Raw genomic sequence first — 18189 nt, 5'->3', positions numbered from 1 at the left:
GACTGCCATGCCCCCAACTCTTGTACCTCTTAACCGGTCGGTCCGACCATGATTCCGGCGCTATCAGACCAGGGTTAAGACCGTCTTGAAATGCGCCGTCCAGGTTGGCGGCGCAAATACGTTCTTATGGTCCCGACCTGTCGTCTGGCGCTGAACCAGTTCATTTATCGTTATTTTCCACAGATAGCGGTCATTTACGTCTGCGTAAACGGGAATGTCGGCCAGAACTTCCCTGTAGATTGGCAGATCGTGACATAGCACCGGCACACCCAGTGCCGCGGCCTCGATCGGGGGCAGGCCGTAGCCTTCGGCCAAGCTGGGAAAGAGCAACCCGGCGCTGCCCGCCAGCAGGCCAAAAACAGCGCCATCGTCCAGTCCGGGAAGCTCGTGCACGTGGCGAACACCCCGGTCGAGCCGTGCCAGAACCGCGTCGTTTTCCCAGCCGCGCGCGCCACAGATCAGCAGGCGCGGGGCCTCGCCGCCTTGCTCCGCGGTGAGATCGTCCCAGAGGTCGAGCAAAAGCGTGTGGTTCTTGCGCGGCTCGACGGTGCCGAGAGCGACGAAGTAGGGGCGATTGGTCCATGCGCCCTGCGGAACGGGGCCGGGCGTGGGAACGGGCACGCCAAGATGCGCAACAAGGGTGTCGGGCGGGGGCCCTGCAAGGTGGCGGATCACGTCCTTTTGGGTCTGGGCGGAGTTGCAGATGATCAGATCGGCCTGCCGCCCTGCCCTTTGCAGGAAGGCGTCGAACTTGGCCAGCGTTTCGGGCCTTTGGAACTGCGGCGTATCCAGCGGTATGGTGTCGTGGATCAGGACCGCGATCCGCGCCTTGCGCGCCTTCAGTGCCGCAAGTAACCGGACGGTCAGGTTGCTGTGCCCGGTGTTGAGGTAACTTGCCCCCGCAGGCACCCGCCGCAGCATGCGTGCCAGCCCCGGCGTCAGGCACCGCGCCCTGGCGAGCCTTCGCACATCGCTTTCGGCGCGGGCCCGCATCTCGTCCCGCCGGGCCAGTCCGCGTGACAGCCATCCCACGGCGCCCCAGCCATCCGTCCGGACGCGCTCGTGCAGCGCCGCACAGCCCGCCGCATCCAGCAGCGCATAGCCCAAAGACGTCCGCACCAGCCCGAAAAGCGGCACCGGGTCGGTCAGAAGGTGATCGAGATAGGCGAATTCCACCCGGTCCACGCCGGTCATCCGCCGCCCCGCGCGGCGCACCAGCCGGGTCAGGTCCAGAAGCCGCGCGGGCGGATTATCTGTCGTAGTGTCCAGACTGATGCCAGCGCCAGGCGTCGGCAATCATCTCGGTCAGGGTCGACCGCTGCGGCTGCCAGCCCAGCTCCTCCTTGGCGCGGGTGGAACCCGACACCAGTTTCGTACAGTCGCCGCCGCGGCGCGGGCCTTCGGTCATCGGCACCTCGCGGTTGGTAACGGCGCGCGAGGCATCCACCACCTCGCGCACGGAAAAGCCTTTGCCGGTGCCGAGGTTGAAAACGCGGCTGCCCTTGCCATCCTCAAGCCACCGCAGCCCCAGCAGATGCGCATCGACCAGATCGCAGACATGCACGTAATCGCGGATGCAGGTGCCGTCGGGCGTGTCGTAATCGGTGCCGTGGATGGTCAGCGCCGGGCGCTTGCCTTCGATCGCCTCGAGCATCACCGGAACAAGATGTGTTTCGGGCTGGTGATGTTCGCCCACCTCAGCCTCGGGGTCGGCACCAGCCACGTTGAAATAGCGAAAGATCACGTGGCGCAGGCCGTATGCCGCCTCGAAATCGACAAGGATATCCTCGATCGCGCGTTTCGACGCGCCGTAGGCGTTGACCGGCATCTGCGCGCTGTCTTCGTCAAGCACGACATTGTCCTGCTCGCCATAGGTCGCGCAGGTGGAGCTGAAGACGAAATCGAGACAGCCCGCCGCCACCGCCGCCTCGATCAGCGTCAGCGATCCTTCGACATTGTTGCGCCAGTAAAGCCCCGGTTTCGACATCGCCTCGCCCACTTGGCTGAGCGCGGCGAAATGCATGACCGCGACCGGGGACCAGGTGGCAAAGACCTGATCCAGTCGCGCGCGGTCGCTCAGCTCGCCCTGCTCGAACGGGCCGAATTTGACGGCATCCTGCCAGCCGGTGCTGAGGTTGTCGTAGGTGACGGGCACATAGCCCGCCCGCGCCAGCGCCTTGCAGGCATGCGAACCGATATAGCCCGCGCCGCCCGTCACCAGTACATGCTTCACTGATACTTACTCCGCCGCTTTCTCGACCGACATGATTTCATCGAGATAGCGCCGCAGATCGTCCTTGAGGTCGGGACGCGCGAGGCCAAAGGCCACGGTGGCCTGCAGGAACCCGGCCTTCGATCCGCAATCGAACCGCTGCCCGCCAAATCTCAGGCCGTAGACGCCGTCATCGCCGCCGATTTCCTGCGCGATCGCGTCGGTCAGCTGGATCTCACCGCCCGCGCCGGATTTCATCTTGTTGAGGTTGCGCAGAATCTGCGGCGTCAGGATATAGCGCCCGATCACGGCCAGATTCGACGGCGCGGTACCGGCCTTGGGCTTTTCGACCATGCCCTTGACCTCGACCAGGTTTCCGTTGTCCTTCTCGACATCCAGGATACCGTATTTCTCGGCCATGTCCGACGGCACTTCCATCGCCGCGACCATGTTGCCGCCGGTTTCCTCGTAAGCCTCGACCATCTGTTGCAGGCAGGGTTTTTCCGCCGCGATCACGTCATCAGGCAGCATCACCGCAAAGGGTTCGTTGCCCACTAGCCGCCGAGCGCACCAGACGGCGTGACCCAGACCCAGCGCCTTGTGCTGGCGGATATAGGCGATTTCGCCCGAGTCCATGTTGGTGGATTTGAGGATGTCCAGAAGTTCGAGCTTTTCGGACTTGCGCAGTTCCTGTTCAAGCTGCGGCGCGTGGTCAAAGTAATCCTCAAGCGCGCCCTTGCCGCGCGAGGTGACAAAGATGAATTCCCTGATCCCGGCCGCGCGCGCCTCGTCGATGGCGTATTGCACAAGCGGGCGGTCGACCAGAGTCATGATCTCCTTCGGGACCGACTTTGTCGCAGGCAGAAATCGGGTTCCAAGACCGGCCACCGGAAAGATCGCCTTGGTCACTTTGGTGCGCATGCTCTGTTCCTTCTTCGGTTCCATCCACCCTAGCGCAAGTGGTCGCAGATTGCATTACCCCGGTCGGACCCAAGATGCCATACGCTAGGGGCCAAACGATTCACGAAACCGGCGTCTTGACAAAACGCCCCTCAAAAGCCGTCAGTTCCCGCGAAACATGGCGATCCTGGCCCGCTCCTGCGCCACCCGGCGGCGCAGGGTGGTCAGGCGAAAAAGCGGCCCATCGCGGTCGCTGCGCCCGAACTGCCCACCGGTCTGTTGCCAGTATCCCTCTGCACGAAACTCCATCCGGTGATAGATCGCGGTGGGGGAAAAGCGGAAAAGCGTAACGGTATCACCTTCGGCTACCGCCTTTGCCGCCCTTTCCTCCAATGTCCTACGTTGCCAGCTGCGCCCGCTCAGAATGGTGTGGCGCGCGCCGGGGCGGCCGGGGTAGGCCAGAAAGGCCGTGGCCGCCCCCGCAATCTGCGGAAGCGGGGTCAGCGGTCGGTCCATACCGTCGGCCCAGCCGCGCCGCAGCCCGCGCATCAGGCGCATGACGTCGTCGGGCCCAAGCGGGCCGCGCTGCATCAGCCGCAAAAGCCGGGTGTGCTGTTCCGCCTGCATCCGTCCCCAGGCATCGTGACCGGCATCTTCGTGGGCGTGCTTGCGCAGGTATACTGCCAGCGATGCGCCGATTTCGCTCAGGTCGCGTGGCGTGCGGTCGGCGGCGCGGCGGGCGCTGGGGGCATAGCCGTGATGGACTTGTGCCAGCGGCACGATCGCCGTGGCGCGCCCCGCCAGCGCCAACCGCATGTTGAGGTCGGTTTCGTCCAGGTAGAACCGGAACGCCGGATCAAAGCCGCCCATATCGGCCAGAACCGCGCGCCGCACCGCCATGTTCGTGCCCTCGGTCTTGGTCGCGGCCTCGGGGTCGGCGGGGCGGATCAGCGGGGCGTCGTTTTCGACCGGCAGGGCCTGCGCCGCGCCGGTCGCATCGACCGTCCGCGCCCTCCATTGAAAGCCGATGCCGTTGCGCCCGCGCACATAGCCCCCGGCCGCGGCCACCAGAGGGTTGGCGAAAGGCTCTGTCAGATGGCGCAGCCAAAGGGGTTCGGGCACCGCGTCGTCGTCGATGAAGGCCACGATGTCGCCGGCGGCCTGCGCGATGCCCAGATTGCGCGCGGCAGAGATGTTCGCCTCATCGAACGGCACCTGCTTGATCAGTTCCGCATCTGCGCGGCCCTGTACCGCTGCGATCCCGTGCGGGCAGGCGACGACGATGACCTCGAACCGCGGATGGTCCAACTGCGACAGGCCCGTCAGGCAGCGCGTCAGGGCGGCGGGACGATCCCGGCTGACCACGACGACGCTGACGGCCAGGCCCTCCAAGGATCAGCCGTCCTTGAGCGTGACCCCGGGCGCGTAGGCGATGAAGAACGGGTTGGCAAAGCCGGGCTTGCCGTAGGCCAGCGGCGTGTGATCGTCAAAGCGCACGACGCGCCCGCCCGCGCCTGCCAGAACCGCGTGACCGGCGGCGGTGTCCCATTCCATGGTGCGGCCCAGCCGGGGGTAGATGTCCGCCTCACCGGTGGCGACAAGGCAGAACTTGAGCGACGACCCCGCGCTGGTCATGTCCTTGACGCCGTACTTTGCGATGTAATCGTCGGTGGCCTGATCCCGGTGGGATTTCGACGCCACCACCATCAGCGCGTCGTTGTTGGGCGTCGACACCATCAGCGGCGTCGTGTCGCCCGGGGTGTCCTTGTCGAAATCGCCGGTTTCCTCGACCGAATTGCCGACGCTGTCGGTATAGAACATCCGGCCCTTCGCCGGGGCATAGACCACGCCGCGCACCGGGCAGCCGTCTTCGACCAGGGCGATGTTCACGGTGAAATCGCCGCGCCGGTGGATGAATTCCTTGGTCCCGTCCAGCGGATCGACGATCAGGAAAGTGCGCTCATCGACCGAATGGCTGTCGGCCTGTTCCTCGGTGACCAGCGCCACATCGGGAAACGCCTCTTTCAACCCTCGCGAGATCAAAGCATCCGCAGCCTTGTCCGCTGCGGTCACCGGGCTGTCGTCCGACTTGACCTCGACATCCATTTCGTCGGCCCGATAGATCTCCATGATCTTGTCGCCGGCCTCAAGCGCCAGGCGGCGCATCACTTTGGTCAGTGTTGCATAGTTCATGGCGGGAATTCCTTTCATCCGGAGCAGACGCGGATTCATTGATTTAAAACCTTGTGACCCTTATGCTGCGGCAAAAGCGGATGGGCAAGGCAGCCTTGCCAGCAATAACCGCGTATCGGAGCAGGCATCATGTTTCAGCAATCCGCCCCCAAGACGCGGCTCGGATCGGCGCTCTATATCCTTGAACTGGTGTACCACAACTCCGTCCGGGCGGTGCGCAAGACCCATGGCAACGCCATGATGTCGATCCTGATGAACATGCTGCAGACCGCGATCTTCGTGCTGGCCTTCTATTTCATGTTCATGATCCTGGGGCTGCGCGGCACGGCGCTGCGCGGCGATTTCATGATCTACATCATGACCGGCATCTTTCTTTACATGACGCATTCCAAGACGTTGGGGGCGGTCGCCGGATCCGAAGGACCGGCAAGCCCGATGATGCAGCACGCGCCGATGAACACCGCCATCGCCATCGCATCGGCCATGCTCAGCACGCTTTACATCCAGATGCTGTCGCTCTTCGTGATCCTGTTCATCTACGACGTGGCGTTCAACCCCTTCGTGCTGGAAGAAATTCACGACCCCATAGGCTGTATCGCGATGATCCTGCTGTCGTGGTTTTCGGGGGCCGCCATCGGCATGGTGCTGCTGGCCGCCAAGCCGTGGTTCCCGACGCCCGTGTCGATCATCTCGACCGTCTACCAGCGCGCCAACATGATCGCGTCGGGCAAGATGTTCGTGGCCAATACCCTGCCGCCAACGATGCTGGTGATGTTCGACTGGAACCCGCTATTTCACACCATCGACCAGTCGCGCGGCTATGCCTTCATCGATTACAACCCGCGCAATTCGTCCTGGGAATACGCGCTGTATTTCTCGCTCGTTTTCCTTATGATCGGACTCATGGGCGAATTCTATACCCGCAAACATGCTTCGGCCTCGTGGAGTGCGCGCAGATGATCCGGGCTCTGGTATTGTGGTTGATGCTGGCGCTGCCGGTCGCGGCGCAGGATTTCCGCTTGCCCGCGGTGTTCGATGTCGCGGGCGTGGCCGGCGATGATGTGCTGAACGTGCGCGAAGGACCAAGTGGCGATGCCGCCATCCTTGGCAGTCTCGCACCCGACGCCCGCGGGGTCGAGGTGACGGTGCTCGACGACACCGGTCGCTGGGGGCGCGTGAACCTGGGCGAACAAGCCGGCTGGGTCTCCATGGCCTATCTGCAGGCGCAAGGGCCGGGCGACGGATCCTTGCCGCAGACCCTGGCCTGTTTCGGCACCGAACCTTTCTGGCGGCTGGACGTCGCGCAGGGCGGGCAAAGCGTCTTTGAAGAGGCGGGCCAGGAACCGCTTAATTTTGAGACTGGCGCCGCAATCGCCGCGGCAGGACGCACCGACGTGATGGCCGTCACTGGCCCTGACATCACCGTGGTCCTGCGCCGCGCCGCCTGCAACGATGGCATGTCCGATCGCGGCTACGGCCTGTGGGCGGATGTGATTCTGTCGAACGAGGCGCTTTTTTCCGGCTGCTGCTCGGTTTCCCAGCAATAAGGACAAGCGCGGGCGACGCTCAGGTCACCACCCGCAGCGTTAGGTTGATCCGTCCGCCGTCGGGCAACAGCGTCGAGGATCCGAAGCGGATCCGGTCCACACCGTGATGCCGCAGCCGCGCCTCGCCCCCCATGACCACCACGTCACCCGACCGCAGCCACAGCGACTCGGTCTTGCCGCCGCGTTCCTCGTTGCCCATACGGAACAGCCCGTCGTCCCCCAATGAGACCGAGACCACAGGCTGCGAAAAATCCGCCTCGTCGCGGTCCTGGTGCAGGCCCATGCGCGCGCCGTTCCCGTACCAGTTGATCAGGCAGCATTCCGGCTGCCGGTCGGTGCCCGCGACCGCCTCCCAGATGGCCAGTACCGACGCGGGGATCGGCGGCCAGTCGGTGCCTTGCGGATGGGTGGGCGCATAGCGGTACCCCTGGCGGTCGGTGATCCAGCCAAAGCGCCCCGCCGCCGACATGCGCACCGACATCGGCCGCCCGCGTGGCGTCACCGGCTGGACCAGCGGCGCACGGGCCAGCACGGCGCGCAGGTCGTCCACCAGCGCCTCCTGCTCGGGACGCGGCAGGAACCCCTGATGCACTTCGAAGCCACGGATGCGCAAAATACCTGACATGACACCAGTTTCCCCGCGAAGCCGCGCCAATTGCAAAGAAAAACCCGCCAAATCGCAAAATCCGATCAGCCACGGCGCTTGCAGCACCCCAGACCCCTCCTTATATACCCTGCGAAGCGTTGACCGGGGCCACGCCCCCGGGGCGCACAACCATCGGGGCGGGGATGCCGAAACGGGTCCGCGTCTCGTTCATCGCCTTGAAATACGAGAAGGGATCGAAAACATGGCCAAAGTGATTGGTATTGACCTCGGCACCACCAACAGCTGCATCGCCATCATGGATGGCGCACAGCCGCGTGTGATCGAGAACTCTGAAGGGGCGCGCACGACGCCCTCGATCGTCGCCTTTACGGACGACGAACGCCTTGTGGGCCAGCCGGCGAAACGCCAGGCGGTCACCAACCCCGAAAACACCGTCTTTGGCGTCAAGCGTCTGATCGGTCGTCGCAACGATGACCCGGATCTGGCCAAGGACCGCAAGAACATGCCGTTCGAAGTGATCGACGGCGGCAATGGCGACGCATGGGTGCGCGCCAAGGGCGACAAGTACAGCCCCTCGCAGATTTCCGCATTCATCCTGCAAAAGATGAAGGAAACCGCCGAAAGCTATCTGGGTGAAGAAGTGACGCAGGCCGTCATCACCGTGCCCGCCTACTTCAACGACGCCCAGCGTCAGGCCACCAAGGACGCGGGCAAGATCGCCGGTCTAGAGGTTCTGCGCATCATCAACGAACCGACGGCGGCTGCTCTGGCCTACGGCCTCGACAAGAAGGATTCGAAAACCATCGCGGTCTATGACCTTGGTGGCGGTACTTTCGACGTGACCATTCTGGAAATCGACGATGGCCTGTTCGAGGTCAAGTCGACCAACGGCGACACCTTCCTGGGCGGCGAAGACTTTGACATGCGGATCGTCAACTACCTGGCGGGCGAGTTCAAGAAAGAGAACAACGTCGATCTGACCCAGGACAAGATGGCCCTGCAGCGCCTGAAGGAAGCGGCGGAAAAGGCCAAGATCGAACTGTCGTCCTCGAGCCAGACCGAGATCAACCAGCCGTTCATCTCGATGGGGTCGAACGGTCAGCCGCTGCACATGGTCATGAAGCTGACCCGCGCAAAGCTGGAAAGCCTTGTCGGTGACCTGATCAAGGGCTCGCTGAAGCCGTGCCAGGCCGCGCTCAAGGATGCGGGTCTGTCGACCTCCGACATCGATGAGGTCGTGCTGGTCGGCGGTATGACCCGGATGCCGAAGGTCATCGAAGAGGTGACCAAGTTCTTCGGAAAAGAACCGCACAAGGGTGTGAACCCCGACGAGGTCGTGGCCATGGGCGCCGCCATTCAGGCCGGTGTTCTGCAAGGTGACGTGAAGGACGTGGTCCTGCTCGACGTGACGCCGCTGTCGCTGGGGATCGAAACGCTGGGTGGTGTCTTTACCCGCCTGATCGACCGCAACACGACGATCCCGACCAAGAAGTCGCAGATCTTCTCGACCGCCGAGGACAACCAGAACGCCGTGACGATCCGTGTGTTCCAGGGCGAGCGTGAAATGGCCGCGGACAACAAGATGCTGGGCCAGTTCAACCTCGAGGATATCCCGCCGGCCCCGCGCGGCATGCCGCAGATCGAAGTGACCTTCGACATCGACGCCAACGGCATCGTGTCGGTGAGTGCCAAGGATAAAGGCACCAACAAGGAACACAAGATCACCATCCAGGCCTCGGGCGGGCTGTCCGACGACGACATCGAAAAGATGGTCAAGGACGCCGAAGAGAATGCCGAAGGCGACAAGAAGCGCCGCGAGCTGGTCGAGGCACGTAACCAGGCCGAAAGCCTCATCCATTCGACCGAAAAGTCGGTGGAAGAGCATTCGGACAAGGTCGACCCGACCACCGTCGAAGCGATCGAACTGGCCATTGCCGCGCTCAAGGACGAGCTGGAGAATGACGACCCCGACAAGATCAAGTCGGGCATCCAGAACGTGACCGAAGCGGCGATGAAGCTGGGCGAGGCGATCTACAAGGCGCAGGCCGAAGAGGGCGAGGATGCCCCCAAGGGTGCCGACGAGGGCGGGGCTGGCGACGACGATATCGTCGATGCCGATTTCGAGGACCTCGACGACAGCAAGCGGGCCTAAGGTCATAACGCGGAACCAATCAGGGGCCGGTCCGGACACCGGGCCGGCCCCTCGACGTTTCGTGGAAAAGGAGGGCAGTGATGTCCAAGCGTGATTATTACGATGTGCTCGGCCTGAAAAAGGGCGCCTCGGCGGACGAGATCAAGAAGGCCTATCGCACCAAGGCCAAGGAACTGCATCCCGACCGCAATGCCGACAACCCCGACGCCGAAAACCAGTTCAAAGAGGCGAACGAAGCCTACGAGGTTCTGAAGGACGCCGAGAAAAAGGCGGCCTACGACCGCTTTGGTCACGCCGCGTTCGAAGGTGGTATGGGCGGGGGCGGTCCCCGGCCCGGTGGCGGCGGATTCGGTGGCCAGCAGGGGGACTTTGCCAGCGCCTTCTCCGACGTGTTCGACGATCTTTTCGGCGATTTCATGGGCGGCGGACGCGGCGGCGGGGGCCGTCAACGCGCAGCGCGCGGTGCCGATCTGCGCTATAACCTGCGGGTGTCGCTCGAAGATGCCTATGGCGGGCTGCAAAAGACCATCAGCGTGCCCACCAGCGTGCAATGCGGATCGTGCAACGGGTCCGGCGCCGAAGGCGGGGCCGAACCCACGACCTGTCCCACATGCTCCGGCATGGGCAAGGTGCGCGCCACCCAAGGCTTCTTTACGGTGGAACGGACCTGTCCCACCTGTTCGGGTCTGGGCCAGATCATCAAGAACCCCTGCAAATCCTGCGGCGGGGCGGGCCGTGTGCAAAAAGAACGCGCGCTGTCGGTCAACATTCCCGCAGGCGTGGAAACGGGCACGCGGATCCGGCTGGCCGGCGAAGGCGAGGCCGGGATGCGCGGCGGGCCGCCGGGCGATCTTTACATCTTTATCGATGTAAAGCCGCACGAGCTTTTCGAACGCGACGGGACGGCGCTGCACTGCCGGGTGCCGGTGTCGATGACCGCGGCCGCCCTGGGCGGTGATATCGAGGTGCCGACGATCGACGGCGGACGCAGCCGGGTGAAGATTCCGGCGGGGTCGCAGTCCGGGCGGCAGATGCGCCTGAGGGCCAAGGGCATGCCCGCGCTGCGTGGCGGGCCTACGGGGGACATGTTCATCGAACTGGCGGTGGAAACCCCCGTCAACCTCACGTCGAAGCAGCGTGACCTGCTGCGCGAATTCGAGGAGCTTTCCGAAGACAACAACCCGGAATCGAAAAGCTTCTTCTCATCGGTCAAAAGCTTCTGGGATTCGATGAAGGGCTGATCCGACGAAAGCCCGTCCGAGCTTGAGGAGGTGCCGCTCGTTGGCCCTGGCGGGCCTCCTCGCAGCGTCTTTAACCTTTTGCTAACGCTGCCACTGGAAGCTTGCCCCATGAGCAAGCCGCGGCACTTTCGCGATTCCCAGATCGCCCTTTTCGCGCCTGACGAGGCACCGGCCGGACCTGAACCGGCGGCGCGGCAACCCAGCTATATCCGCGACCATCGCGCCCGGCTGCGCGAACGGTTCATGGTGGGCGGGGCGGATGCACTGCCGGACTATGAGTTGCTGGAGCTGGTGCTTTTTCGCGCGATACCGCGACGCGATGTCAAACCCCTGGCGCGGCAGCTGATCGAGGTCTTCGGCGATTTCAACCATGTGCTCTCCGCCCCGCCAGTGCGCCTGGCCCAGGTGCCGGGTGTCGGAGAGGCGGTCGTGGCCGAACTCAAGATCGTCGAGGCGGCCGCCCATCGCCTGTCGCAGGCGCGGGTTCTGCGCCGCGACGTGATCAGCTCTTGGGACGCGCTGATCAGTTATTGCCAGACGACGATGGCACACCGCGACACCGAACAATTCCGGGTGCTGTACCTGGACCGCAAGAACGTGCTGATCGCCGATGAACTGCAGGCCCGCGGCACCGTCGATCACGTGCCGGTCTATCCGCGCGAGGTGGTCAAGCGGGCGCTGGAGCTGAACGCCAGCGCGCTCATTCTGGTGCACAATCATCCCTCAGGCGATCCGACACCATCGACGGCGGATATCGACATGACCGGCCAGATCGACGCCGCTGCCCGCGCACTGGATGTGACCTTGCACGATCACCTCATTGTCGGGAAATCGCGGCATCTGAGCTTTCGCTCGGAAGGCTTGCTGTGACGTCCGTGCCTAGCGCACCCAGACCTCGACCCGGCGGTTGACCTGACGGCCCCATTCGGTGTCGTCGCAGGCCATCGGCATCGCCTCGCCGAACGCATCAGTCGAAATCTCGATCTGTGCCAGGTCGGCGGTTTCAGCGGCCAGAACGACCGCATCCCGCACGGCTGCCGCGCGCTTTCGGGCGATCTGAAGGTTTGGCTCGGCCGGTCCCACGCCGTCGGAAAAGCCCACGAAGACCAGCCGCCGTGCAGTATAGACTCCGTCTTCGAGCGCGCGGGCCAGCTGCGCGATGTTGGATCGGGACTGCGCATCGAGCCGCGCCGACCCGGCTTCGAACCGGAACGAGGTGGTCAGGCGCTGCATGGGCGCCAGCGTGTCGATCATGCGTCGCAGTTCCGCCAGTGCTGCGTCACTGTCGGCCACACTGATCGCGTTGGCCAGCCGGTCGCCCTGCAGATCGATTGGGATCTCTTCGGGGGATTGGTCGACGAACCCGGCGCGGCGGATGACGATCTGCGCGGGCGCAGAGCGGGTGAAGGCCAGGAAGTCGCGCGCGAGGGCGGGCAGACGGCGGGCGGGCAGATAGAGGAACATCGGCGCGGTCAGCGGATAATCCTCGGTCTTGATGTTGCGGCGGGTGTTGCGCAGCGAAAAGCCGCAGCCGCCGGTCAGCACCAGCGGCTTGGCGTTGCCGATCTCGGAAAAACTGACGATGCCGATGCCGAACGGATCGCGCGCCACCGCCTGCGACAGTTCGGTATTGCTGGCGTGCCGGACGACGTCGCTGCGCAGCTCGCCGCGCGTGCGGGCGATGATCCGATCCTCGATCCCTTGCGCCAGACCGGATGCGGCATCGCGCAGATGCAGGGCAATCGGCGCATCCGGGCCGCCAAGCTCGCGCCAGTTCGTCACCTCGCCGACAGCGATCCGCGCCAGATCGCTGATCGAGATCGCATCGAGCGGGTTGCGCGTGGCGACGACCGGCACCAGCGCATCCAGCGCCAGAACCCGGCTGCGACGCGCATCGCGCAGATCGCCCAGCCCCGCCTCGCGCGCGAGGCTGACCTCGGACGGGCGAATTTCGCGCAGCGCCATGACGATGTCGGCCTCGTCCGCCAGCAGATCGGCAAAGCCTTCGTCGGTATTTGTCACGCGGAATTCGAACTGCCCCACCAGCTTGCCGGTATCGGCATGCGCCAGATCGTAGCGAAAATGGTTCGGCCCAAGGCTTTGTCGCTCGGCGGTCATGCCGCTGCGCAGGGCAAAGCTTTCGACCAGCGCGGGCATCAGCACCTCTCCGGCCGTGGCCGAGCCCGAGACCGAGAGTTCGGCGACGAAATCGGTCAGCGACGGACATCCCGGCCCCTCGCAGAGCACGCCCGAGCCATCGACCGTCAGCTCGCCGTAGCGGGTTTCGACCCGGTAGAAATCGCCGTCAAAGCCCAGCAGAGTGCCCGTCACCTCGATCGCGCCATCGCGCGACCGCAGGGTGACATCCTGCGCGGCGGCCCAGCCCGGCAGACCGCCAAGAAAAAGTGCGGCGAGTACCGCCGCACGTAAGCCACCCATCTGCGCCCTCGCGTCGCCTTTGTCAGTTGGCGGCGATTGTCAGGTCTTCCAGAAGGTTTTTCAACACCAGAAAGTCACCCACCGTATCGCATTCCGGCATCGCCAGCGTCAGGTCGCGCACCCGCAGGTTGGCGCCCTGATGCAGTTCGAGGGTCTGCGCCTCCACATCGCTGTTGCAATTGGCCTGGGTGATCTCGGCCTCGACCGTGATGGTGATATCGCCGCTTTGGCGGGTGGTTCCCGCGGGGAAGCTGTAGATTTCCGCCTGCAGCGCCTCGGGCGATGCGTCGTCGCCCAGCTCGGTGAGGAACCCGCCCTTGCCCTGTGCCGCCTGCGCGACATCACCCGCGGCGGCAGCCCAGACATGGCCGTCGGTGAAATAGTCGGCGCTGAATTCGCGGGCATGCAGTTGCAGGCCGCTCTGGCCCTTCCACTGCACCGCCACGCGGTCGTAGAACGGCAGCGACGTCACGTTGGCCTGCGCCACGGCGCCGTCGCCGTTGTCGAAGGACGCGATGAACATCGCCTGTTCGGACATCGCCGGAACGCTGATCTGAAGCGTGCCGTCGGGCTGCGTCACCTCAGTGAACATCAGGCCGTTATGGTGGAAGGTGACGCGTTCGCTGCCCATGCAGGGCGCGGCCAGATCGAGCGTTACCATCGCCCCCGCGACGGGGCTGGCGTTCAGCGTGACCTCGCAATCAAAGCCACCGCCGGTTTTGTCCTGGGGCAGGTCCATCGCTTCGACCGGTGCGGATTCCACGGCGGCACGTTCGATCTTTGCGTCGGGCAGGGGCTCCACGGCGGACCGGTCTTGCGGGAGCTTGGGCACAGCGGCGGCCGAGGTGGGCGTGATGCTGGTCACCGTCAGGCTGGCAGGCGCGACCGCCGAGGACTGGCCAGGCAGTCCAAGGCCGAATTGCATGACGTAACCGATGCCAATGGCGCAGCAAAGCGCGCCTGCGGCCAGTTTCTTGGTCTTTTCGTATTGCATCTCAGCCTCCGGGACAGGGTTCCGCAAGGTTTGGAGATGCTTCAGAAAGATGGCGCGACTGCGGCGCCGGTAAGGAGGTTCGTTGAAAATTGCGTGGCGGCGAGGCCCGCCGCCACGGTCCGGATCAGGTCAGACGACCGTGGCAATGCTTGAACTTGTTGCCAGATCCGCAGGGGCAGGGATCGTTGCGGCCGGGGTTGCCCCAGGTGTCGCGGTCAGTTTCGTCAAAGCCCTCGACCAGCGGTTCGCCGGCCACTGCGGGCCCTGCCGCCTGCGCGCCTTCTTCGGCGGCGCCCGCCGGGGCGGCCTGCGCCGCCTTGGCCAGCTGCGCCTGTTGTTCGGCGACCTGCTGGAGCATCTTTTCCTGCTCTTCCTTGGTCATCGGGCGGATCTGGCCGAGCTTCTGGCTCACATCCTCTCGCAGGGAATCGAGCATCGACTCAAAAAGCTGGAACGCCTCGTTCTTGTATTCGTTGAGCGGGTCGCGCTGTGCGTAGCCGCGGAATCCGACGACCGAGCGCAGGTGTTCCAGCGTCAGCAGGTGTTCGCGCCATTTGCCGTCGATGGTCTGCAGCAGCACCTGCTTTTCGATCTGGCGCATGGTGTCGGGGCCGAACGCCTCGGCCTTCTTGGCCATCTGTTCGTCGCTGAGGTCTTCGAGCCGTTCGCGGATCACGTCGGCATCCACGCCTTCCTCTTCGCCCCAAGCGATCACCGGCGCCTCGAAGCCCAGCTTTTCGATGCATGCGGCGTAAAGCCCGCGCGTATCCCACTGATCGGCATAGGCCTTGGCGGGCACGTAGCGCGTCACCAGGTCGTCGATGACTTGGTGGCGCATGTCCTGTGCGATTTCCGACAGATCCTCGGCTTCCATGATCTCGCGTCGTTGCGAGAAGATCACTTTGCGCTGATCGTTCATCACGTCATCGAATTTCAGCAGCTGCTTGCGGATATCGAAGTTGCGGCCTTCGACCTTGGCCTGGGCGCGTTCGAGCGACTTGTTGACCCAAGGGTGCACAATCGCCTCGCCTTCCTTCATGCCGAGGGTCGAGAGCACCTTTTCAAGCCGTTCAGAGCCGAAGATGCGCATCAGGTCGTCTTCGAGCGAGAGGAAGAACGAGGATTTTCCGGGGTCGCCCTGACGGCCCGAGCGGCCGCGCAGCTGGTTGTCGATGCGGCGGCTTTCGTGGCGTTCGGTGGCCAGCACGAACAGCCCGCCCGCATCCTTGACCGCCTGTTCGTCGGCGGCGTGCCCCTCTTCGATCCGTTGCCGGATCTCTTCGGGATCGCCATCGGGATCGGCGGCCAGCGCGTCCATTATCTTGAAATCGACGTTGCCGCCCAGTTTGATGTCAGTGCCGCGTCCGGCCATGTTGGTGGCGATGGTCACCGCCCCCAGCTTGCCCGCGTCACCGACGATCTGCGCCTCTTGTTCGTGCTGGCGGGCGTTCAGGACGTTGTGCTTGAGCCCGGCATTGGTCAGCAGGGTCGACAGCATCTCGGACTTTTCGATCGAGGTGGTGCCGACCAGGACCGGCATGCCCTTTTCGTGCGCGCCCTTGATCTCGTCGACGATGGCTTCGTATTTTTCCTTCGCGGTGCGGTAGACCTTGTCGTCGTCATCGACCCGCGCGATGGGCTTGTTGGTCGGCACCTCGACCACGCCCAGCCCGTAGATTTCCGAGAATTCTTCGGCCTCGGTCGAGGCGGTACCGGTCATGCCGGCGAGCTTCTTGTAAAGCCGGAAATAGTTCTGGAACGTCACCTGCGCCAGTGTCACGTTTTCGGGCTGGATGGCGCAGCCTTCCTTGGCCTCGATCGCCTGGTGCAGACCTTCGGAGAGGCGGCGGCCGGCCATCATGCGGCCGGTGAATTCGTCGATCAGCACGACCTCACCGTCGCGGACGATGTAATCCTTGTCCTTCTGGAACAGCTTGTGGGCGCGCAGGCCCTGGTTGACGTGGTGCACGACGGTGGTGGATTCAGGGTCGTACAGCGTTTGCCCCTCTTCCAGCAGGCCGTGCGCGTGCAGACGTTCTTCGAGGAATTCGTTGCCTTCGTCGGTGAAGGTCACGTTGCGGGTCTTTTCGTCAAGCGAGAAATGCTCGGCCGTGAGGTCGGGAATGACCTTGTCGATAGCCTTGTAAAGCTCTGACCGGTCCTGCGCGGGCCCCGAGATGATCAGCGGCGTGCGCGCCTCGTCGATCAGGATGCTGTCGACCTCGTCCACGATGGCGAAGTTGTGGCCGCGCTGGAACATCTGCTCGAGCTCGGCCTTCATGTTGTCGCGCAGGTAGTCAAAGCCCAGTTCGTTGTTCGTGGCATAGGTGATGTCGGCGGCGTAGGCGGCCTTTTTCTCGTCCTCGGGCTGGCGCGGATAGACCACGCCGGTGGTCAGGCCGAGGGCGCCGTAGACCTTGGACATCCATTCCGCGTCCCGTTTGGCCAGATAGTCGTTGACCGTCACGATATGCACACCGTCACCGCCCAGGGCGTTGAGGTAGGCCGGGAAGGTCGCGACAAGGGTCTTGCCCTCACCGGTCTTCATTTCCGAGATGTTGCCCTGATGCAGGAAGATGCCGCCCATCAGCTGCACGTCAAAGGCGCGCAGACCCAGCGCCCGCCAGGCGCCTTCGCGGCAGTTGGCAAAGGCTTCGGGCAGCAGATCCTCAAGGCTTTCGCCGTTCTTGATCCGCTGGCGGAATTCTTCGGTCTTGGCGATCAGGCCTGCGTCGTCCAGTGCCTGAAACTCCGGCTCCAGCGCGTTGATCTGGTCGACCAGCGGGCGCGTCGCCTTCACTTTGCGGTCATTCGGCGTTCCGAACACCTTGCGCGCGATTTTTCCGATACCCAGCATGGTCTCACTTTCGTGGTTTGACGTCATCGTGTGCGGCATCTGCTTGCCCGCCTCGCACACAGCCCATATGACACGGAGGGAAGAACGGCTTGCTTCAGCGCCCACAGGGCGATGTAAGGGCCGGGTCAAACAGTGTCAACGTCGCCCGCGTATGTGGTCGGCCCGGAAGGACGAAACGATGTCGAAACTCATCACGAAACTGTCGATCACGGCAACCGCGCTTATGCTGGCGCTGCCGGTGCAGGCCCAGGACAGCACCGACACGGCCACCCCCGGCGCCGATACCGTCGTGGCCACCGTGAACGGGACCGAAATCACGCTGGGTCACATGCTGATGGTGCGCGCGGGTCTGCCCGAGCAGTACCAGCAACTGCCGGCGGACGTGCTGTGGAACGGCATCATGGATCAGCTGGTGCAACAGACCGCGCTGTCGCAGACGGACGATGCGGCCGAAACGAAGCGCGTGACGCTGGCGCTCGAAAATGAACGCCGCGCCCTGCTGGCGGCCGAGGCGATTGCCGTCGTCGCCGAAGAGCAGGTCACCGAAGAACAGGTGCAGGCCGCCTATGACGCGAAATACGCCGCCGAAACCCTTGGCAACGAATACGACGCCTCGCACATCCTGGTCGAGACCGAGGAAGAGGCCCAGGCTATTGTCGAGGAACTGAACGGCGGTGCCGATTTCGCCGAGCTGGCAGCGGAAAAATCCACCGGCCCGTCCGGCCCGAACGGCGGGTCGCTGGGCTGGTTCGGCGCAGGCATGATGGTGGCCCCCTTCCAGGCCGCGGTCGAGGAAATGGAGGTCGGCACGATCTCTGCGCCGGTGCAGACCCAGTTCGGCTGGCATGTGATCCGCCTCAACGACACCCGCACCGAAGAGGCACCGGCGCTTGAGGCCGTGCGCGCCGAGCTTCTGTCCGAACTGCAGGGCCAACTGGTCGAAAACCGCATCGAAGAGGTGGTTGGCGCCGCCGAGGTGACCCGTATGGCCCCCGGCGATATCGACACATCCCTGCTCAACCAGCTTGATCTGCTGGAGGACTGAAG

The 18189-nt window shown here is 64.1% G+C and carries 15 protein-coding genes; 6 read left to right on the top strand and 9 right to left on the bottom strand.

Annotated elements, in window-relative coordinates:
- Nucleotides 1-63 precede the first annotated feature (63 nt).
- The 5 genes from ACOXXX_RS09255 to cysQ form a co-directional block, all read right to left on the bottom strand.
- Nucleotides 64-1296 (bottom strand): glycosyltransferase, encoded by a 1233-nt coding sequence (locus ACOXXX_RS09255; protein ID WP_422826283.1) that lies wholly within the window; start codon nucleotides 1294-1296, stop codon nucleotides 64-66.
- Complete coding sequence (gene galE / locus ACOXXX_RS09250; RefSeq protein ID WP_422826282.1) at nucleotides 1250-2233, bottom strand: UDP-glucose 4-epimerase GalE; 984 nt, start codon at nucleotides 2231-2233, stop codon at nucleotides 1250-1252. Before galE ends, ACOXXX_RS09255 begins: the two co-directional genes overlap by 47 nt.
- Nucleotides 2234-2239: 6 nt before the next feature.
- A complete protein-coding gene (galU, locus tag ACOXXX_RS09245) occupies nucleotides 2240-3133 on the bottom strand; it encodes a UTP--glucose-1-phosphate uridylyltransferase GalU (RefSeq protein ID WP_422826281.1) in 894 nt (297 codons plus the stop codon).
- 141 nt (nucleotides 3134-3274) lie between these two features.
- Nucleotides 3275-4504, bottom strand: coding sequence for a glycosyltransferase family 2 protein (locus ACOXXX_RS09240; protein ID WP_422826280.1), 1230 nt, complete (start codon nucleotides 4502-4504; stop codon nucleotides 3275-3277).
- A 3-nt stretch (nucleotides 4505-4507) separates the two neighbouring features.
- Nucleotides 4508-5305: a 3'(2'),5'-bisphosphate nucleotidase CysQ gene (gene cysQ / locus ACOXXX_RS09235; protein WP_422826279.1), complete on the bottom strand. Its 798-nt coding sequence runs from the start codon at nucleotides 5303-5305 to the stop codon at nucleotides 4508-4510.
- Between the two features lie 129 nt (nucleotides 5306-5434).
- Between cysQ and ACOXXX_RS09230 the strand changes: the two genes are divergently transcribed.
- Together ACOXXX_RS09230 and ACOXXX_RS09225 are read left to right on the top strand one after the other, a co-directional pair.
- Complete coding sequence (locus tag ACOXXX_RS09230; protein ID WP_422826278.1) at nucleotides 5435-6265, top strand: ABC transporter permease; 831 nt, start codon at nucleotides 5435-5437, stop codon at nucleotides 6263-6265.
- Nucleotides 6262-6852 carry a COG3650 family protein gene (locus tag ACOXXX_RS09225; protein WP_422826277.1) on the top strand — a complete coding sequence of 197 codons (591 nt, stop codon included), beginning with the start codon at nucleotides 6262-6264 and terminating at the stop codon, nucleotides 6850-6852. Before ACOXXX_RS09230 ends, ACOXXX_RS09225 begins: the two co-directional genes overlap by 4 nt.
- A gap of 19 nt (nucleotides 6853-6871) precedes the next feature.
- Here ACOXXX_RS09225 and ACOXXX_RS09220 read toward each other — a convergent pair whose 3' ends face one another.
- Entirely contained in the window at nucleotides 6872-7477 is a 606-nt protein-coding gene (locus ACOXXX_RS09220) for an alpha-ketoglutarate-dependent dioxygenase AlkB family protein (RefSeq protein WP_422826276.1), read from the bottom strand.
- Between the two features lie 223 nt (nucleotides 7478-7700).
- Here ACOXXX_RS09220 and dnaK point away from each other — a divergent pair, with 223 nt between their 5' ends.
- The 3 genes from dnaK to radC all read left to right on the top strand — a co-directional run bounded on the left by dnaK (nucleotide 7701) and on the right by radC (nucleotide 11722).
- Nucleotides 7701-9611, top strand: coding sequence for a molecular chaperone DnaK (gene dnaK / locus ACOXXX_RS09215; protein WP_422826275.1), 1911 nt, complete (start codon nucleotides 7701-7703; stop codon nucleotides 9609-9611).
- 80 nt (nucleotides 9612-9691) lie between these two features.
- Nucleotides 9692-10852 (top strand): molecular chaperone DnaJ, encoded by a 1161-nt coding sequence (gene dnaJ, locus ACOXXX_RS09210; RefSeq protein WP_422826274.1) that lies wholly within the window; start codon nucleotides 9692-9694, stop codon nucleotides 10850-10852.
- 108 nt (nucleotides 10853-10960) lie between these two features.
- Nucleotides 10961-11722, top strand: coding sequence for a RadC family protein (gene radC / locus ACOXXX_RS09205; RefSeq protein ID WP_422826273.1), 762 nt, complete (start codon nucleotides 10961-10963; stop codon nucleotides 11720-11722).
- Nucleotides 11723-11731: 9 nt separating this feature from the next.
- Here the strand turns inward: radC and ACOXXX_RS09200 are convergent, their stop codons facing one another.
- The 3 genes from ACOXXX_RS09200 to secA all read right to left on the bottom strand — a co-directional run bounded on the left by ACOXXX_RS09200 (nucleotide 11732) and on the right by secA (nucleotide 17142).
- The gene (locus tag ACOXXX_RS09200) at nucleotides 11732-13291 is read right to left on the bottom strand and encodes a substrate-binding domain-containing protein (protein ID WP_422826272.1); all 1560 of its coding nucleotides are present in this window, start codon (nucleotides 13289-13291) and stop codon (nucleotides 11732-11734) included.
- Nucleotides 13292-13313: 22 nt separating this feature from the next.
- Entirely contained in the window at nucleotides 13314-14285 is a 972-nt protein-coding gene (locus ACOXXX_RS09195) for a translocase (RefSeq protein WP_422826271.1), read from the bottom strand.
- A 124-nt stretch (nucleotides 14286-14409) separates the two neighbouring features.
- Nucleotides 14410-17142, bottom strand: a complete 2733-nt coding sequence (secA, locus tag ACOXXX_RS09190; RefSeq protein WP_422826270.1) for a preprotein translocase subunit SecA — start codon at nucleotides 17140-17142, stop codon at nucleotides 14410-14412.
- 178 nt (nucleotides 17143-17320) lie between these two features.
- On the opposite strand from secA, the gene ACOXXX_RS09185 reads away from it, so the two are divergent.
- A complete protein-coding gene (locus ACOXXX_RS09185; protein ID WP_422826269.1) occupies nucleotides 17321-18187 on the top strand; it encodes a peptidylprolyl isomerase in 867 nt (288 codons plus the stop codon).
- Nucleotides 18188-18189: the final 2 nt, after the last annotated feature.

It is taken from the genome of Thalassococcus sp. BH17M4-6, assembly GCF_049323015.1.
Taxonomy (GTDB): Bacteria; Pseudomonadota; Alphaproteobacteria; order Rhodobacterales; family Rhodobacteraceae; genus Puniceibacterium.
This window is presented reverse-complemented; position numbering and strand designations above follow the sequence as displayed.